Raw genomic sequence first — 17,429 nt, 5'->3', positions numbered from 1 at the left:
GCAATAAGCCCCCTTCCAAGGATGCAATATTAATCATATAGCAAAACGTCAATACGATTCGCTATACGAAAGTATATCACATTCTCCTGTACTTAGGGGCGGGCAATAGATGGCAATAATGGCTGATGCCGCGGGTAATGCCGAGCCGCCGTTACTGCTGCGGCAGGGTATAGGTGACTAATAATGCACCATCGCTGAAACGAAAGAAGTCATAGAAATAGTTGCCGGAAGCTTTTTTCGTATAAAATACCTCCCATGCCGGCTCGCCGTCTTTGTAGCCCAGCTTGATATGCTCAATTTTGGCATCCGCTCTTGATTTTGCCAGCGCATCCTCCAACCTTTGTTTCGATACTCCTTCTTTCAGCTTGAACACTGACGATTCACCATCCTCCGGCATCCATGCATAAGCTTCGTCTCCATCGGCATCCTTGCCGTGAACGATCCACACCGTATTATCCCATACATATTTAACGGCGCGATCGGTTTCCTGCAGCAATCCGGCTTCCTTGACCTTGGTTTCCGCAACCGCTTGTTCATCCCAGAATGGGCGCTGCACGTAGCGGTAATATTGATTCAATGCAATCAAAGCAATTATAATTGCGGCTGCTATAATTAGTGTGATCCGCCATGGCGTGAGCACCGGTGTCCGCCGATATCTTGTTATCCGCATCAATGCTGTGACAGCCTTTCAAAGCATCGCTGCGCTTCCGCCAATACCTGCTCTTCATCAATCAATGTACAAATACCGTTGCGAACCACTTGCTCGCCATCTACCCATACATGTTTTACATCACGGCCGGAGCCAGCGTAAACTAAATGAGAAATCATTTCAGTCTGAGGATAAAAATGCGGCTGCTCACTGTCGATCGCGATAAAATCTGCTTTCATGCCTACTTTCAGCATGCCGATATCGCTTGCCTGTCCGATTGCTTGAGCGCCATATACAGTGCCCATTTTGAGCGCCTCATATGCCGGAACAGCAGTGGGATCTCCTGATACACCTTTATGTATCAATGCTGCCAGCCTAATTTCATCGAAAAGATCCAAATTATTATTGCTTGCCGCGCTATCCGTTCCAAGCGATACCGTAACTCCCGCTTTTAACAGCTCAGGAACACGCGCAACCCCGCTGGCTAATTTCAAATTACTGGCCGGGTTATGCGAAACCGCCACTCCCTTCTCAGCCAGCAGCGCAATTTCATCGTCCGTCAAATGTACGCCATGCGCAACTAATGAAGGACGCGAAAAGAAACCGAGCTTATCCAGATGCTCCACAGGACGGCAGCCGTAATCCTTCACATTCTGCTCAACTTCTGCGGCCGATTCTGACATATGGGTATGCAGAGGCACTTGCAGCTCATGAGCCGCTTCTATAATCCGCGCAATATAATCCGGCGGGCAAGTATACGGCGCATGCGGAGACATCATCGTCCGGATACGGCCGCCCGCCTTTCCGTTCCAGTCTTTGGCGAATTGCTTGGCCTCTTCCAGCTTTGCTGTCTGAACATCAGGCGGGCACAAGCCGATTACTCCCCTTGTGAGCATACCGCGCATGCCGGCCTGCTCTACAACTTGAGCTACGATATCCATACGGTCATACATATCGACGAACGCCGTCGTTCCGGCTTTCAACATTTCAATGACTGCAAGCGCTGTTCCCCAGCGGGCGTCGGCATCGGTATATTTCGCCTCCATCGGCCACATCTTTTGCTCCAGCCACACTTGCAAATTTTCATCGTCCGAATAGCCGCGCAGCAAGGACATAGCTGAATGCGCATGCGTATTAATTAAGCCCGGCATAAATACAAGCCCGCGGCCATCCAGGCGCGCTGCATTTTCGATCGTGGGCGCCTGCTCGCTCAAATACTGAATACGATCGCCTTCTATGACCATATGCCCTTTTATTATTGGACGAGCATCATCCATTGTTACGAATGTCCCGTTTTCAATCCACAGCCGGTTCATTGTCGTTGTCCCCTTCTTTCTCCAAATAATACGCCAGGCTTAGCAGCTCCCGGGTAAAATCAGCGTAATGAATGCGTATATGGTCAGGTACGCGCAAAATAGCCGGAGCAAAATTAACTATGCCGCTGACGCCAGCCTCGACAAAACGATCTGCTACATTTTGCGCAGCTCCGGCGGGTACGGTTATGATGCCGATGCGAATATTCAATTCGGCCACTTTGGAGACGAGATCTTCCATTGGCAGCACGGTCAAGCTGTTGATCGCGGTGCCGACAATGGAAGGATTCGCATCGAAAACACCCATAATTTTCATATTGTCCTTCAGATACATATTGTAATTGCATAATGCCCGGCCTAAATTGCCCGCTCCTACCAAGCCAACACTTAACGGCTGATCCAGCTTCAAAATTTGCCTGATTTTTTCAATTAAATAATTGACATCATATCCAATTCCTTTGCGTCCGAATTCGCCAAAATAGGCGAGATCCTTACGAATTTGCGCCGGATTAAGATCGAGCTTATTACCCAGCTCCTGCGAGGATACAGTCTGCACCTCACGCTTATTCAAATCATTGAGAATTTGCAAGTAGACTGGCAATCTGCGAACGACGGCTTCAGAAATTTTTTTCATTGCTCTGCTTCCCCTTTTTCCACGGACAACCATTCTCTAATTCGCGGGACGATTTGATTAAGATGCATATGCTCAATTTTCGGCCCAGGCAGCGAATACAAAAAGTATTTGCCATAGTAAGTTTCAATGACCCGGGTATCATAGATAAGCACGATTCCCCGGTCATTCGCCGTCCGGACAAGTCTGCCAAAACCTTGCTTAAACCGAATGACAGCTTGCGGAATTGACAGCTTCAGAAACGGATTTTGATTTTGCGCCTGCAGCAGCTCCGATTTTGCCTCGACAAGCGGATGATTCGGCGGCTGAAACGGCAGCCGGACAATTGCTAAGCAAGTAAGGGCGTCGCCCGGAATATCGACTCCTTCCCAGAAGCTGCTTGTCCCCAGCAGCACAGATGCGGCCTGCTGTTGAAAGCGGCGCACAAGCTTGCTGCGGTTGCTGCTGTCGATTCCTTGCCCTAACAGCTGGATGCTATGAGGCGCAAGCTCATCCTTTAACAGCTCGTATACTTGCTTAAGCATGCGATAGGAAGTAAACAATACCAGCATTCTTCCTTTAGTTTCTACCGCAATTTCTGTTAGAGACTGTACCAGATGTTGGATAAATTCCGCCTCTCCCGACATTCCCTTTAAAACCGGGAAGTTGCGCGGAATGCATACCAATGCCTGCTCCCGGTAATTGAATGGCGACGGCAGCTGCACGGTTTTTAAACTTCCTTTATCTTCAGCCTGCGCTAAGCCTAATTGGCCGCTCGCATATTCAAACGATTTATGCACCGATAAAGTAGCAGAAGTAAGAATAACACTTTTTTTCACATCAAAAAAATAAGTGCGCAATTTCTCGCTTACATCAGCCGGTACAGCGAACATATGAACCGATTTTGCGCGAAAATGCTGATTGGCCTCAAGCCAATATACAATATCTGCTTTATCCGCCCGGACAAATGAACGCACGTCATCTCTTGCCCGTGACATATCCTTGATCGTGCCGCTCAAATCGGTAACGAGCGCCGCCAGCTGAGAACTTTCCAGCTCTTCCTTCATTTCCGCGAACATTTTATCAAGCGGTCTGATAACTTGGCTTAACAGGCCATGGACAACCTCTTCGGCCGCTTGAACGTCCTTCCAGCCTTGCGGCAGCTTCTCGGTTCGCAAGCGATACACGGTTTGTCCCGTTTCACCGGCAGATTCCTGCGAGCTGCCGTTCATCACCATATACAGCATCTCGAACAGCCGGTCCCATTCGTCCCTCAAATCGCCGAAGACCGGAACAATCTCTTCAATCGTTTCCTGCCAGGCCGCGCTCTTCTCGGATTCCCCGTCCAGTTGATGCTTCAATTGAATGAGCTGTCCGCTGCGGGCATCTTTGCATAACCGTCCCAAGGGGTGCTGCACGCTATGGTAAGAAATTTGCGTTCCCAGATGCTTGCTTGCGACCTCTTCCAAATGATGCGCTTCATCGACAATCAAATATTCAAATCCCGGCAGCAAACGATGGTCTGCTCTAATATCTGTGAACAGCATAGAATGATTGGTAATGACAACATCAGCGATGTTCGCTTCCTGCTTTGCCCGGTGATAAAAGCATCTTTTGAACCAAGGACAGCTGCGGTTTAAGCAGGAATCCGCATCGCTCGCCACTGTAGACCAAAATTCCGGCCCGCGGCTGCCTAAATTCAGCTCTTCCTGATCGCCATGCTCGCTTTCGCCAAGCCAGACAACCATTTGGGCCGCAGTAATCCGGTCCTCGACAGGAGCCGCGAAGTCTTTCATGATTACTTTGCTTTCAAACTTCCTTAAACATAAATAATTGCCGCGCCCCTTGAAGACTGCAGCTCTAAACGGATAGGGAAGCACGGACTGTAGTAAAGGCAAATCCCTTTGCCGCAATTGCTCTTGAAGATTAATCGTATGGGTGCTGATTACGATTTTTTGATTTTCTTTGACGCCATAATATAAGGCCGGGAGAAGGTATCCAAGCGATTTTCCAGTCCCTGTACCCGCCTCTATCATTAAATGTCGATCCTCTTTCAGAGATTCATACACTTCCTGAAACATAATCGACTGCGCATCGCGTTCTTCATAATCTGGTATAATCGCACGAATATTATTTTTTACGTGGTCTAAAAACTGCTCAAAAGTCCAATCGCTTACACTTTCGGCATCCCATTCTTCGCTGCGAGGGGCTTGCTCGTCCGTCCAATCGCCTGCCTTCATGGCAAATTGGCGAAAATAATGGAAGGCATCAGCATCGATCGTTGAGACGGCTTCCTTCTCGGCAGTCAAATATTGGATGAACCAACACAGATCATCCAGCTCATCGGACAATACCGCGGCAAGCCGCTGCAATGTAAGTAAAGGAAGCTGCTCCAATTTATGATAGCATATTGCAAATAATTCGCCCGTTGCAATTGCGTCGCTGTCCGCCCGATGATGCTGACCGTGATCAATGCCGAATAATTCTGTAACTGCTCCTAATTGATAGGTCGTCAGCATCGGAAACAATATCTTTAACAGATCAATCGTATCAAGTCTTCGGCCGGCAAAAGGCATATAGCCGCAGCGGTCAAGCGCTTGATTCAGAAAACCGGCATCAAATCCGACATTATGCGCCACCAGAATCGCATCAGTCAACAGCGGCACAACCTCCAGCATCACTTCTTCAAGAGAAGGCGCGGCTTCGACCATTTCATCGTCAATCCCCGTCAACTGCGCAATAAATGGCGGGATCGGGATCGTCGGCTTCACAAAGCTGCTGTAGACTTTTAACGTCTCCATTGCTTCATTAAGCAGTACGAGCCCGATTTGTATAATTTCATCGCCGGCGCCATTTCCGGTCGTTTCCAGATCCAGTACAGCATAATTCATCCCGTGTTCGATCCTCTCCCCAAAACTAAAGCTGACCACTGCCAAAATAAAGCGATAAATGTCCTGCATGCTGCTGGCACGATTTTAAATTTGACAATGGATCAGCGAAGGCAGGGTCAGCCTCATGCGCTTTTAAGAAATAAAGCTCGGCCTGCTCAAGATTCATCCGGATCGCTTGAATACAACCGAGCGCATTATAACCGAGCGCCTGCCATTTCGGATGTTCGGTCAGCTCAACAAGCAGTTGAAAATGCCGCTGCGCCTCGTTCCATTCCTGCAAATGCATAAAAGTCATAGCTAAAAATAAACGTGCCATATTGTTTTCAGGTGAAATAATGATGGCTTCTTGGAAATGATGTGCAGCTTCCCGAAACATAAATAATTTAAAATAACCTTGCCCTTTGCAAACCGCTGCCGCCTCCGGCTCGCTCATTTCAATGACATGGATGGCCGGTTTGCCTTCTGATTCCTTAGGTGGTGAAGTTACAGCAGCAGCCGTTGAAACCGTTGACGATGCCAGCTCTTGCTTCGTCTGCATCGAACCGGCGGCATGCTGTTCTTGAAATTCACTCATTTTTTCTTCGAATAAAAGCCATTCTTCAATAAATTCATCACTTATCGATTTTAACATGGAAAGCTGCTCGGCGTACTGTTTCTTTTGTTCATGTCCTGCTTGACCATAATGCGTTCTAATCTCGTCGAGCATTTCATGCAAAGTGGCAAATACATGTCGGAACAATTGCCATACACCCCGCCTTCCGCAAAGTTGATGAAACATTACGCTCATTTTTTGCGTCCAGCAAGCTTTTCATACCCGGTTCCAACCGTTACACAACATTGCCACGTCTTTGCTTGCTTTTAGCCGATTGTGGCATGTATTTCACCTGTGCGGGTTTCTACAGGCTTGTTGTTTTCCTCCAAAATAACAATTTTGGGCGCATACTGTCTTGCCTCTTCATCGGTCATCATGGCGTAGGAGATAATAATGACATTATCGCCAGGCTGAACCAAACGGGCTGCCGCGCCATTCAGACAAATGACTCCTGAACCCCGAGGCCCCTTTATGACATAGGTTTCCAGCCGCGCTCCATTGTTATTATTAACAATTTGCACTTTCTCATTTTCCCACATATCAGCAAGCTCCATCAAATCCTCATCAATGGTAATACTGCCAACATAATTCAAATTGGCTTCCGTAACCGTCGCGCGGTGCAATTTGGATTTCATCATCGTTCTAAACATCTGCTTACCCTCCGATCTGAAACAACCGATTGTCAATTAAACGGGTTGAACCAAATTTTACAGCAAGGGCAATAATAAATAGGCCCGAAATATTGGCCACTGCTGTATCTCTTGGCAAATTAGATAAATCAGGATAGCTTGCTATTTCAACATAATCGATATTGGCTTCAGCTGCAGTGCCGATCATTTGTCTTATACGTTCTTCCAAAGCCTGAACCGTTATCCCTTTTTCCTTTATCCAATTTTCAGCGGCCGATAACGTCTGATTTAGAATAACTGCCTGCTTGCGCTCCTGTTCATTCAAATATACGTTGCGTGAGCTCATCGCCAGCCCATCCGCTTCACGAACCGTCTCGCAGCGAACAATTTGTACCGGAATATTCAAATCGAATACCATCCGTTCGATGACCGCTACCTGCTGCGCGTCCTTCATCCCAAAATAAGCGCGATCGGGCTGAACCAGATGAAACAGCTTGCTGACTACTGTGCCGACCCCGTCAAAATGGCCTGGTCGCGATGTGCCGCACAGACGAGCTGTAATTTCATCTATCATTACCCTTGTTAGCGGCCGCGACGGATACATTTCCTGAACCGCCGGCATAAAGAGCAAATCGATGCCGTTGGCTTCAGCAACCGCCGTATCCCGCTCAATATTACGCGGATACCGCTCAAAATCCTCATTCGGGCCGAATTGCAGCGGATTGACAAACACGGATAGGACAGTAAAACCGCATTCCCGGCGGGCGCGCTGCATCAGGCTGGCATGTCCCTCATGCAAAAAGCCCATTGTAGGAATAAGCCCGATTATTTCATCGGGATTGTTTTTTCTCCTTTGCCGCAATCGCTGCCGCAACTCTTCAATTGTCGTGCAAATCGTCACACTCATGCCTCTGTTCCTCCCGCTGCTGACGAATTGCCGTACAGCTGCTTCACCATCTCCTGATCCATCGGGAAGCTGTGCTCTTCTTGCGGAAAAGTGCGGCTTTTTACGTCCGCGACATAGGAACCGATCGCATTGCGAATAACGGTCCCCAAATCCGCATAGGTTTTGACAAATCTTTTTGCCCGGTATGGCGAGGCATACTGTAAAATATCATGATAAACGAGCACTTGGCCGTCACAGCCGCGCCCGGCCCCAATCCCGATAAGGGGGATCGATATATCGGAGGCGATCTTCTCCGCCAACTGTTCCGTAACGAGTTCAATCACGATCGCAAAAGCGCCCGCTTGTTCGATCGCTTTGGCATCTTCAATCAGCTGGCGGGCATCCTGATCCAGCTTGCCCTGCACGCGATAGCCGCCCAGCTGGTGGACAGACTGCGGCGTCAGGCCGATATGGCCCATGACAGGAATTCCGGCGCGTACAAGGGCCGCTATCTCATCTGCTATGTCGGCTCCGCCTTCCATCTTGACTGCATGGGCTCTGCCCTCTTGCATAAGACGGGCTGCATTGCGGAGCGTATTTTCAATCCCTAACCGGTAGGTCATAAAAGGCAGATCCGCGACAATAAAAGTTTCCTTTGCGCCGCGGGCGACTGCCCTCGTATGATAAACGATGTCATCTAATGTGACTGGAATGGTCGTATCGTAGCCAAGCACCACATTTCCCAGCGAATCGCCAACGAGAATCACATCAACGCCGGCCTCCTCCGCCAGCTTGGCAGAAGGAAAATCATAAGCTGTCAGCACCGAAATCGGTTCGCCGCTTTGCTTCATTTTTTTCATTTTTGTAATCGTAAGCGGTTGTTTCATTGTCAGTTCCTCCATTAGTCTGGTCAAGCTGAGCCTTTCCGCACCGTTTGGCCCGCGGATGAGGCGATGCTTGCCTTTAGTTTTAGGATAAACACAAATAAACCTTTTAGCCCCTTTGCCAAAGGTCCCAAACCAAAAAGGAAAACGGACGGAATTTTGTCTGCGAGCTTCCTTCTGTCTCGGTCCCTGAACGGCTCAGAGCAGAATCCATGCTACATACATACTGCTATGCTGATCATCTTGAACAACCGTAAAGCGTCAAAATTCGCGGTACAGACCAACGCTTAAGGTGCAGCTCATCCTTATGTGATGCCGCCCTCGTCTTCCCGCCGAACAGGCTTAGTATAGCAGAAAACGGAATAATCGTCTATGAACGAATATCCGGCGTTTCTTGCGCGGACAGCAAAGATTCCGCTGAAAATACCGATTCCGTGCTTCCATCGGCTTTCTTTACTAGTAATGCGCCGCTTTCGCATAAACCGATCGGCACGCCTTCGACTATTCCCGCGGATGTCGAGAGCTTTACTTTCTTATGGAGCATGACCGCCATGCTCTCCCACAAGGAAATGATCGGGCCAAAGCCTTCCCGCAAATAAAGCGGATAGAGCTCTGTAAAATGCTTGATAAAAGAGACGATAACAGCCAGGCGGTCAATTTCTTCTCCTTTAGCGATCCGCAGCGAGGTGGCGATGTTGCGCATTTCTGCCGGATAGTCCTCCTCCAATAAATTCACGCCGATTCCAATTCCGGCAATGACATAACGGATGCGCTCATTTTCAGCTGTCGATTCCATTAAAATCCCGCTTATTTTTTTGCCGTCGACCTGTAAATCGTTAGGCCATTTGATGCCAATATCAAGCCCCGTCAATTCGCGCAAGCCGCGGCATAGCGCAACCGCTGCCAGCAAAGTTAATTGCGGCGCAAATTGCAGCGGCAGGTCCGGACGCAGCACGATGCTCATTGACACACTGCTGCCCGCCGGCGACAAAAAAATGCGCCCTCTTCTGCCTCTTCCGTTCGTCTGCTCCTCGGCGAGAATTATCGTTCCTTCAGGGGCGTCATCCTCTGCCAGCTGCTGGGCGATATTTTGTGTCGATTGTACCGAATCGAACAGTTTGACCGCTTTCACGAAGGGGTATATTTTCAGCTGATTGACGATTTCGCCAAGCTGCAGCTTTGCCGGCGGCTCCCCGACAAGCCGGTAGCCAAGCTTGCGGGAGGCTTCGAACCGATAGCCTGCTGCTTCCAGCTTTTTGATTTGTTTCCAGATCGCTGTGCGGCTCACCCCTAGCTCTTGACTCAATCTTTCACCGGACACATATTCACCTTTATGCTGCAGCAGTGTTTCAATGATTGGATGGCTCATTTTGTCTCCTTTATGCCTGCTCTTGGCTTATTTTTTTGCGGGCGGCAGTGAGCAAAGCGGCGCTGTTGTTTTCAATATGTCCGAAAGCTGTCTCTTGCAGCAGCCATGCCAAGAGTTTGCCCAGCCAGGGACCCTCCGGCATGTGCAAATTACGTGCCAGCTCAGTGCCGTTAACATCCAGCTCCTTAATGCTGCTGACCGGCATCGCCTGCAGCCAGACTTGCAGCTGCTCATACAGCTCATCGCCGATTTGCAAGGCAGGTATGCTGCGGGTAAGCTCCAGCCAGTCTGAAGCCACCCGTTTGTTATGCTCAAGTATCGTAGACAGCCATAGATGGCGCAACTGGTCTTTATTCGACCTTATGAGCGGCGCATCACTCATGCGGCGGCCAATTGCCGCTGCAGAGCGCAGCTCCTGCTTGCGCTTGTTAGAAAAGCATAATGCGCCGGCCAGTTGCTCGGCTTCTGCCCCAGTCAATTCATAGGCCAAGCAAAGCGCTCCCCAGCGCTGGGCCAAGCCCGCCAGTTTGTGCCACTGCACCCGCACTCTCCGCTGACCGGCAAGCTCGTCCAGGCGCTCTTCGTTCAGAAGCGGGAGCTTCGTATTGCTCAGCATGCCACTTGCCAGCATAAGCAGCAGGGCGCGCTGCGGCGCTATCCCTTCCATCATTTTATCCGCTTCGGCGCCTACCCGCTCCATAGCCACATAACAAAGCAGCGAGCGATGCTTTATCATCGCTCGCCATGTTCGCTTCTCGATCCGTAAAGACAAATTAGCGGCAAATCTTACCGCACGTACCATGCGAAGCGCATCCTCTTGAAAACGAGCCCCGGCATCGCCAACCGAGCGCAAAACGCGCCGCTGCAAATCGCTTCTGCCGCCGAAGGGATCGACTACACGGCCGTCCATCCGGAGCGCCATCGCATTGATTGTGAAGTCGCGCCTCCGCAAATCTTCCGCAAGGTCTGATACAAACTGCACATCGCTTGGACGCCGGTGGGCTTCGTATTCCGATTCTGTCCGATAGGTCGTCACTTCATAGTACTCATTACGAAGGCGAATCGTCACAGTACCATGCTGCAATCCGGTGGGGATGAAGTGCGGGAAAACTGCCATCACCTCTTGCGGTTTGGCTGAAGTAGCAATGTCAACATCATGAATCGGTCTCCCCAAAAGCGTATCGCGGACACAGCCTCCTACAAATACCGCTTCGAAGCCATTGCCTTGCAGCTGCTCAAGTATAGGGAGCGCCTTTCTTAGCGCAGCATTTTGCTCAATATTCAAGGCCGCTCCTCCTTCCCGGGGCCGCATATTCAGTTAATCGCAGACAGGCTGCGGAATATGCGCTTCAATCCCAAGCACGCGATAATAAATTCGTTCATATTCGGCTGTTATTAAATCATTGCAAAATTGGGTCCGTGCGCGATGCAGGCAAGCCTGACGAACCTTATTGTACAGCTCTTCATCCAGCAGCAGCCGGGCAGCATTGGCAGCCATGTCGTCGGTGTCGCCAATCGGCGACAAATATCCTGTCTCGCCATGCGACACTAATTCGGGAATTCCTCCAGCAAGCGAACCGATCGTCGGAACACCGCATGCCATCGCCTCAAGCGCCACCAGTCCGAAGCTCTCCTTCTCCGAAGGCAGTAGCATTAAATCGGCAATAGAAATGACGTGGGCTACATCATCCTGCTTGCCAAGGAAATGGACGCGGTCCTCCAGGTTCATTTCCCTTATTTTATGCTGTATTTTCGGCAAATCCGGACCTTCACCGACAAGCAGCAGCCGACTAGGCACCTTATCGGCCATTTTAGCGAATACGTCTACTACATCGCTTACTCGTTTCACCGGCCTGAAATTGGAAATATGCATTAATATTTTTTCATTGCGGCTGGCAAAATCGCTGCGCAGCGAAGCGCATTGCCGCGGATAATAAATCCGTTTGTCGACAAAGTTATAGGTCAAATCAATCGGTCTTGAAATATCCAGCAATTCGCGCGTTTCACGGATTAAATCCTGCGACACTGCCGTCACTGCATCACTGGAATTAATGGCCAGCCTGATTAAATCTTTGTTCGTTTCGTCCTGGGCCAGCACTGTAATATCGGTCCCATGCAGGGTCGTCACTGTCTTCAGGCCGTCTCCGGCCATCTGCTTTGCAAGAAACGCACAGACCGCATGCGGAACGGCGTAATGAACGTGGAGCAAATCGAGCTGCTGCATTTTCGCCACTTGCGCCATCTTGCTTGCCAAGGACAGGTCGTACGGCGGATAACGGAAAACGTAATAATCGCTAACCTCTACTTCATGATAGAAAATATTTTTATGAAATTGCCCTAGGCGGAACGGTATACTATGTGTAATAAAATGAATCTCATGGCCTTTCTCAGCCAGCAGCTTGCCAAGCTCTGTCGCAACTACGCCAGAGCCTCCCAGCGTAGGATAGCAAGTAATTCCAATTTTCAGAGGTCTTGCCATTAGTTCCACCTCCAGCGTCTTTCACGTTCAACCAAAAATATAACCTTCAAGAATTCATATTCACTTCTATGAGAAATTAAAACAGCTCGACAACATGAGGCCGCTTTATGGCAAAGCCTTCGGCGTACTGCCAATGCTTCGTCTGGCCAAGCAGCATATCCCGCGCCTCCACCCGTTCAATATACCGGTCGGTTAAAGGAGTAGCTACGCGATCCTCCCCGGCCCCTGCACCCATAAATTGCGATTTGTAGGCGCGGAGCGAAGCGCGCTTTTGGTTATACTGCCCGCTTACATCAACAAGCAGAGACACATCTGCACTGTCATTTATATAATAGAACAGAAGCTGCTCCACCTGAACGGCCGGCAGCTCCGGCAAGTAATTGCGCAGCTTTGCATTGAAGACCGCTTCCTCTACAAGGCGGCTGCATGCCCCGTGATCGGGATGACGGTCCTCCCAGTATGGAGCAAACACAATTCGCGGCCGCAAACGCCGAATTTCTCGCACAATGGCTTCAATTTGCTCAGCCGCGCCCGTTAATCCGCGATCAGGCAGATTAAGTACAGAACGTTCTGCCACCCCTAATAACTCAGCTGCAACAGCCGCTTCCTGCCATCTAATTTCCACTGTGCCGTTAGAGGACATTTCTGCACGCGTAAGATCGCATATCGCCACCTTCACGCCTGCAGCAGTATGCTTGCTGATCGTCCCCCCCATCCCGATTTCCACATCGTCAGGATGGGCGCCAAAGGCGAGAATATCGACCGTCTGGCCTGTTGGGATATATATACTCATTATCGTTCACCCGGTTTATATTTATGGACAAGCTCTCTCCAGGCAAAATCTCCGCGCTGCATTGCCTTCACCAGCAGTTCGGCAGTCGCGACGTTCGTCGCCACAGGAATGCCCTGCACATCGCATAAGCGAAGCAAAGCGATAATATCCGGCTCATGGGGCTGAGCCATCAATGGATCGCGCAAAAAGATAATGAGATCCATTTCATTTTGGGCAACCAATGCACCTATCTGCTGATCGCCGCCAAGCGGGCCGGACATAAAGCGATGAATCGAAAGATCGGTATGCTCCATGATGCGCATGCCAGTCGTCCCTGTTGAAAACAAATTATGTCCGTGAAACACAGGTTCATAAGCAATAACAAAATTGACCATTTCTTCTTTCTTTCGATCATGGGCAATAAACGCAATATTCATGACGAAGTTCCCCTCTTCTACCCCTAAATGATTTAATTAATCCATTACATGCTCAAAGCCATAAATTAATCCGCTGTAGGTCATTACTTTTTTTACGGCAACTGCTACACCGGGCATATAGCCTGCACGGTCATAAGAATCGTGGCGGATTTTCAGCGTTTGTCCGAATGCCCCGAAAATAACTTCCTGCTGCGCAAATACACCTGGCAAACGAACGCTATGAATGCGGAAGCCATTGTAGTATCCGCCGCGCGCGCCTTCGATCGTTTCTTCCTCTTTCGGATTGCCTTGGCGAAGCTCCTGACGGACTTCAGAGATCAATTCAGCCGTCTTGACCGAAGTGCCTGAAGGCGCGTCCAGCTTCTGATCGCCATGGTACTCAATAATTTCAAGATGTGGGAAATATTTCGACGCTTGCGCGGCAAATTGCATCATTAGAATAGCTCCGATCGAGAAGTTCGGCGCGATCAGGCCGCCGAGCTCGCGCTCCCTGCAAAGCTTGTCCAGCTCGTCGATTTGTTCCGGAGTAAACCCGGTTGTGCCAATAACCGGACGAACCCCATGAAGAATGGCCGTCTTCGTATTCCCGTATGCTGCCTGCGGAACGGTAAAATCAACCATGACATCGGCTCTGGCGTCTGCCAGACCCGCTTCCAAATCAGGCGATATCGTTACGCCGCACGCCCCTGCTCCGACTAATATTCCCGCGTCGATTCCGGCCGATGACGGGCTGACTGCCGCTGCCAGCTCCAATTGTTCATCCTGGAGCACCATTTTGACTACTTCACGCCCCATCCGGCCCCCTGCGCCAATGACTGCAACTCTTATTTTATCTACCATCTTCTATCACCTGTTCCTTCTTTTATAAGAAGACTCCGCTCACAGAACCATCTCTCCCAAGAGGTATTGGTACAGCATATGTAAGGAGTCTATTTACGGTTCAACATTTTTCGGGGTCCAGCGCGATGCATCGCGCGTAGCAAACTTGTGCATGACCTTGTTATGTACTTCTGTCATATCGATATTCAATGAATTCGCAAAACAGCAAACAAGAAATAATATATCGCCAAGCTCCATCTCAATGGAATTGTCAGCTTCATCAGCCTTTTTCGGTTTTTCGCCGAATTGATGATTGACTTCGCGAGCAAGCTCTCCCACTTCCTCGGTCATTCGAGCCAGCATCGCCAACGGGCTAAAATAGCCTTCCTTATATTGCGATATATAGCGATCGACTTCGCGTTGTATCTCTGCCAATGATTTTTCTGCCATCGTTACAGCCCTTTCCAAACTTCCGTTCTCTCCATATGTTAACGTAAAGCGCCTTTGAAAACAATGCTTTTCAATTGTCGAATAATTAGACATACTATGTAAAACAGCGTGAACGGGGGGCGCGGCAATGTACATAAAACTAAAAACAAAACTGAACGATTTGCTGCCAATAACGCTTGGCACTGCGATCTACGCCTTTGGCCTTAATTATTTTATTATTCCGAATCAATTGATGGAAGGCGGCGTTACCGGCATAGCAGTGCTGTTCAATTATGCGTTCGGCTGGCCGTTGTCGCTATCCACCCTGCTTTTAAACATACCGTTATTTCTTATTGGCTGGCGCATTTTGGGCGGGCGGCAAATCGCCTACTCCATATACGGAACAGCGGCGCTCACTTTGTTTTTGGCCATTATGGAACGCTGCATTGCGCTTGGTTGGATTATTCCCTTTCATACTGCCAATGATTCGATTTTGGCCGCGCTTTATGCAGGCGTCACTTTAGGAGCCGGGCTCGGCATCGTCTTCCGCTTTGGCGGCACGACCGGTGGGGCGGATATACTCGCACGGATTGTCTCCAAAATGCGCGGCTACAGCATGGGGCAAATTATTTTAACGCTTGATGTCATTATCATCGCCTCTTCCTTTTTATACATTCCGAAGGAAAAGGTGCTCTATACGCTCGTTGCAGTTTTTATCGCGTCCAGGGTGATCGATTTTATTCAAGAAGGCGCATATGCCGCCAAGTCCTTCTCCGTCTTCACCGATCATGGCGATGCACTTGCCGCTCTAATTACCAAGGAGATGGAGCGGGGCGTTACTTTATTTGATGCCAGAGGCGCTTATTCCGGCAATAAAAAACAGGTCGTCTACTGCGTTGTCGCCCGTCACGAAATTCGACAGTTGAAGACATTGATACGCAGTATCGACCCGTATGCTTTCATCGTCATTTCAGATGTACATGATGTGCTCGGAGAGGGCTTCAAGGAGGAATAGAGAAGCTTTTTAAAAATAACGCGTTCGCGGCGGCTTTGACGGCGGCAGCGATGTGCTGTACAGCTCATCCTGCCTAAATTTGCGCCAGCCTACAAAACCAAGCACCCCCATAACCAAGGAAGCAAGAAACATCGTCATAAGCAGCTCGCGGGCAGGGATTGGCTCCCCATTCGGGGGCAGCGGGGCCGCAATAACCGCCGCGGCGTCATCGCCTGCAGCGGATGGCGATGCGAAGAGCGCCATGGCTGATTGCTCGAGTACAGTGAGCGCGTATCCGACCAAATGAGACTGTGCCGGGTCATCTGCTGCATAACGAAGAACCTGCTTCGTATTCAAGATTTGTTCCTGCAGCTCTTCTATCTGCTCGGGCGGTCTTGTCATTAACGCCGCGACCTCAATGCGCTCGACATGCTGTTGAAACATCTCCACCAGCGTTATAGCATTAACAGCCGGCAGCCGTCTTGCCCTCGCCAGATCGTCCTGCAGCACCGTCTTATATTGCAGCCACAACGGCGATTGCTGCTGAAGGGCATCTACGGCCAGCTTGACGCGCGCCGCTTGCATAAACGCACCTTTTCCCAAGTTTTTATTCAGCTGCTTTTTGGCTGCGGCAATACTCTGCTCCAAGCTTTTCCAGCCTGCCGCTTGGCCTGTCTGACGAAGCAGCATGTCACCCGCAGCCTTCTCGAGCCGCACGATGGCCGAGAAGGCCACCTGACGATTTCCCTCATTCGCTGCCATATACAATTGATCTGCCAATGTGTTCAACTGCTTCATCCCACTCTTCGTTTTCTCCTGAAGCAAACTGTTAGTCTGCTTGGCCATCACTCGGGCAGAAGCATCTGAGCAGGCTGCAGATGTTATTAAGATGACAGTCAGCAATAAACCTAATATTGACGCTCTCATAGATTCATCCCCCCAATACTACCGTATGGGGGGATGTCCAAATATATGCCTTATTATCGCCGCTTGGCAAAGGCAAGCGCCAGCAAAGTAAGCAAGAAGCTGAAGATCGTCAGTCCGACCGTAAAGTTGCGCACAGCTCCAATTATATCGTCCAAAGCTTGCGGCAGCCATGGATAAATGTTATAGGTGTAATCCATTGTATCGTTTAACAGCAGCCAGGCTGTCGCTACGACGGCCGCCATTCTGCCAAAGGCAAAAAAGCGCGTAAACAGCAGCGCCTCGACCGCCATCGCCAAATGGGACACGATCAGCATGTAATGCTCCCAATAAACTGGACCGCCTTTCATCCAGCCGGCTACAATCATGGCCACTGCCCAAATCCCGTATTTAATCGAGGTTACAACTCCAAGCGCCTCGATGATATAGCGCAGCCATTTTGCCCCTGTGCTCGCGGTCTCCTTTAAAGGAAACAACAGATAAAGCAGCGCCAAAGTAAAAAATAAGCTTGCGGTCGGGCTGTCTGGCACAAACACAAGCTGCCAGGCAGGATTATGCTTATATGTATCAATCAGCTGTTCTCCATACCAGTAGTAGCCATAAATTGTACCTAAGCCGTTGCAGATGAGAAGCAGCCATAAAAAGTTGCGATTGGTAAGCAATGCACGACTCCATAAAAAGGACAAATTTGCCACAGCTTCAACTCCTTGAAAAAAACCTGACCGCTACTGCGATCAGGTTTTTAATCTGCT

At 49.7% G+C, this 17,429-nt stretch carries 18 protein-coding genes; 1 reads left to right on the top strand and 17 read right to left on the bottom strand.

Going from position 1 to position 17,429, the window contains the following annotated elements; translation table 11 throughout:
- Window positions 1–151 precede the first annotated feature (151 nt).
- From ACFQ0N_RS04650 to ACFQ0N_RS04580, 15 genes are all read right to left on the bottom strand, one after another.
- Entirely contained in the window at window positions 152–670 is a 519-nt protein-coding gene (locus tag ACFQ0N_RS04650) for a cell wall elongation regulator TseB-like domain-containing protein (RefSeq protein ID WP_379323316.1), read from the bottom strand.
- Complete coding sequence (locus ACFQ0N_RS04645) at window positions 670–1,965, bottom strand: amidohydrolase family protein (protein WP_379323314.1); 1,296 nt, start codon at window positions 1,963–1,965, stop codon at window positions 670–672. The genes ACFQ0N_RS04650 and ACFQ0N_RS04645 overlap by 1 nt, the downstream gene beginning before the upstream one ends.
- Entirely contained in the window at window positions 1,946–2,596 is a 651-nt protein-coding gene (locus ACFQ0N_RS04640) for a redox-sensing transcriptional repressor Rex (protein WP_379323312.1), read from the bottom strand. Before ACFQ0N_RS04640 ends, ACFQ0N_RS04645 begins: the two co-directional genes overlap by 20 nt.
- The gene (dinG, locus tag ACFQ0N_RS04635; RefSeq protein ID WP_379323310.1) at window positions 2,593–5,463 is read right to left on the bottom strand and encodes an ATP-dependent DNA helicase DinG; all 2,871 of its coding nucleotides are present in this window, start codon (window positions 5,461–5,463) and stop codon (window positions 2,593–2,595) included. The genes ACFQ0N_RS04640 and dinG overlap by 4 nt, the downstream gene beginning before the upstream one ends.
- Window positions 5,464–5,488: 25 nt before the next feature.
- Entirely contained in the window at window positions 5,489–6,202 is a 714-nt protein-coding gene (locus ACFQ0N_RS04630) for a tetratricopeptide repeat protein (protein ID WP_379323308.1), read from the bottom strand.
- Between the two features lie 119 nt (window positions 6,203–6,321).
- On the bottom strand, window positions 6,322–6,705 hold the full coding sequence (gene panD, locus ACFQ0N_RS04625; protein WP_379323306.1) for an aspartate 1-decarboxylase: 384 nt from the start codon (window positions 6,703–6,705) through the stop codon (window positions 6,322–6,324).
- Window positions 6,706–6,709: 4 nt separating this feature from the next.
- The gene (panC, locus tag ACFQ0N_RS04620; RefSeq protein WP_379323304.1) at window positions 6,710–7,591 is read right to left on the bottom strand and encodes a pantoate--beta-alanine ligase; all 882 of its coding nucleotides are present in this window, start codon (window positions 7,589–7,591) and stop codon (window positions 6,710–6,712) included.
- On the bottom strand, window positions 7,588–8,463 hold the full coding sequence (panB, locus tag ACFQ0N_RS04615; RefSeq protein WP_379324257.1) for a 3-methyl-2-oxobutanoate hydroxymethyltransferase: 876 nt from the start codon (window positions 8,461–8,463) through the stop codon (window positions 7,588–7,590). The genes panC and panB overlap by 4 nt, the downstream gene beginning before the upstream one ends.
- Window positions 8,464–8,824: 361 nt before the next feature.
- Window positions 8,825–9,823, bottom strand: a complete 999-nt coding sequence (locus tag ACFQ0N_RS04610; RefSeq protein ID WP_379323302.1) for a biotin--[acetyl-CoA-carboxylase] ligase — start codon at window positions 9,821–9,823, stop codon at window positions 8,825–8,827.
- Window positions 9,824–9,833: 10 nt separating this feature from the next.
- Entirely contained in the window at window positions 9,834–11,108 is a 1,275-nt protein-coding gene (locus ACFQ0N_RS04605) for a CCA tRNA nucleotidyltransferase (protein ID WP_379323300.1), read from the bottom strand.
- 33 nt (window positions 11,109–11,141) lie between these two features.
- Window positions 11,142–12,302, bottom strand: coding sequence for an N-acetyl-alpha-D-glucosaminyl L-malate synthase BshA (bshA, locus tag ACFQ0N_RS04600; RefSeq protein WP_379323298.1), 1,161 nt, complete (start codon window positions 12,300–12,302; stop codon window positions 11,142–11,144).
- A gap of 76 nt (window positions 12,303–12,378) precedes the next feature.
- Window positions 12,379–13,095: a bacillithiol biosynthesis deacetylase BshB1 gene (gene bshB1 / locus ACFQ0N_RS04595; protein ID WP_379323296.1), complete on the bottom strand. Its 717-nt coding sequence runs from the start codon at window positions 13,093–13,095 to the stop codon at window positions 12,379–12,381.
- The gene (mgsA, locus tag ACFQ0N_RS04590) at window positions 13,095–13,511 is read right to left on the bottom strand and encodes a methylglyoxal synthase (RefSeq protein WP_379323294.1); all 417 of its coding nucleotides are present in this window, start codon (window positions 13,509–13,511) and stop codon (window positions 13,095–13,097) included. The genes bshB1 and mgsA overlap by 1 nt, the downstream gene beginning before the upstream one ends.
- Before the next feature lie 36 nt (window positions 13,512–13,547).
- The gene (gene dapB / locus ACFQ0N_RS04585; RefSeq protein ID WP_379323292.1) at window positions 13,548–14,351 is read right to left on the bottom strand and encodes a 4-hydroxy-tetrahydrodipicolinate reductase; all 804 of its coding nucleotides are present in this window, start codon (window positions 14,349–14,351) and stop codon (window positions 13,548–13,550) included.
- Between the two features lie 93 nt (window positions 14,352–14,444).
- A complete protein-coding gene (locus ACFQ0N_RS04580; protein WP_379324255.1) occupies window positions 14,445–14,780 on the bottom strand; it encodes a nucleotide pyrophosphohydrolase in 336 nt (111 codons plus the stop codon).
- A gap of 127 nt (window positions 14,781–14,907) precedes the next feature.
- On the opposite strand from ACFQ0N_RS04580, the gene ACFQ0N_RS04575 reads away from it, so the two are divergent.
- Complete coding sequence (locus ACFQ0N_RS04575; protein ID WP_379323290.1) at window positions 14,908–15,774, top strand: YitT family protein; 867 nt, start codon at window positions 14,908–14,910, stop codon at window positions 15,772–15,774.
- 9 nt (window positions 15,775–15,783) lie between these two features.
- On the opposite strand, the gene ACFQ0N_RS04570 is transcribed toward ACFQ0N_RS04575, so the two are convergent.
- On the bottom strand, window positions 15,784–16,680 hold the full coding sequence (locus tag ACFQ0N_RS04570) for a sporulation protein YpjB (protein ID WP_379323288.1): 897 nt from the start codon (window positions 16,678–16,680) through the stop codon (window positions 15,784–15,786).
- Between the two features lie 53 nt (window positions 16,681–16,733).
- Window positions 16,734–17,372, bottom strand: coding sequence for a DUF1405 domain-containing protein (locus ACFQ0N_RS04565; RefSeq protein WP_379323286.1), 639 nt, complete (start codon window positions 17,370–17,372; stop codon window positions 16,734–16,736).
- Window positions 17,373–17,429: the final 57 nt, after the last annotated feature.

Origin of the sequence: Paenibacillus sp. GCM10027626 (assembly GCF_042676285.1) — a bacterium.
Taxonomy (GTDB): domain Bacteria; phylum Bacillota; class Bacilli; order Paenibacillales; family Paenibacillaceae; genus Paenibacillus_Z.
This window is presented reverse-complemented; position numbering and strand designations above follow the sequence as displayed.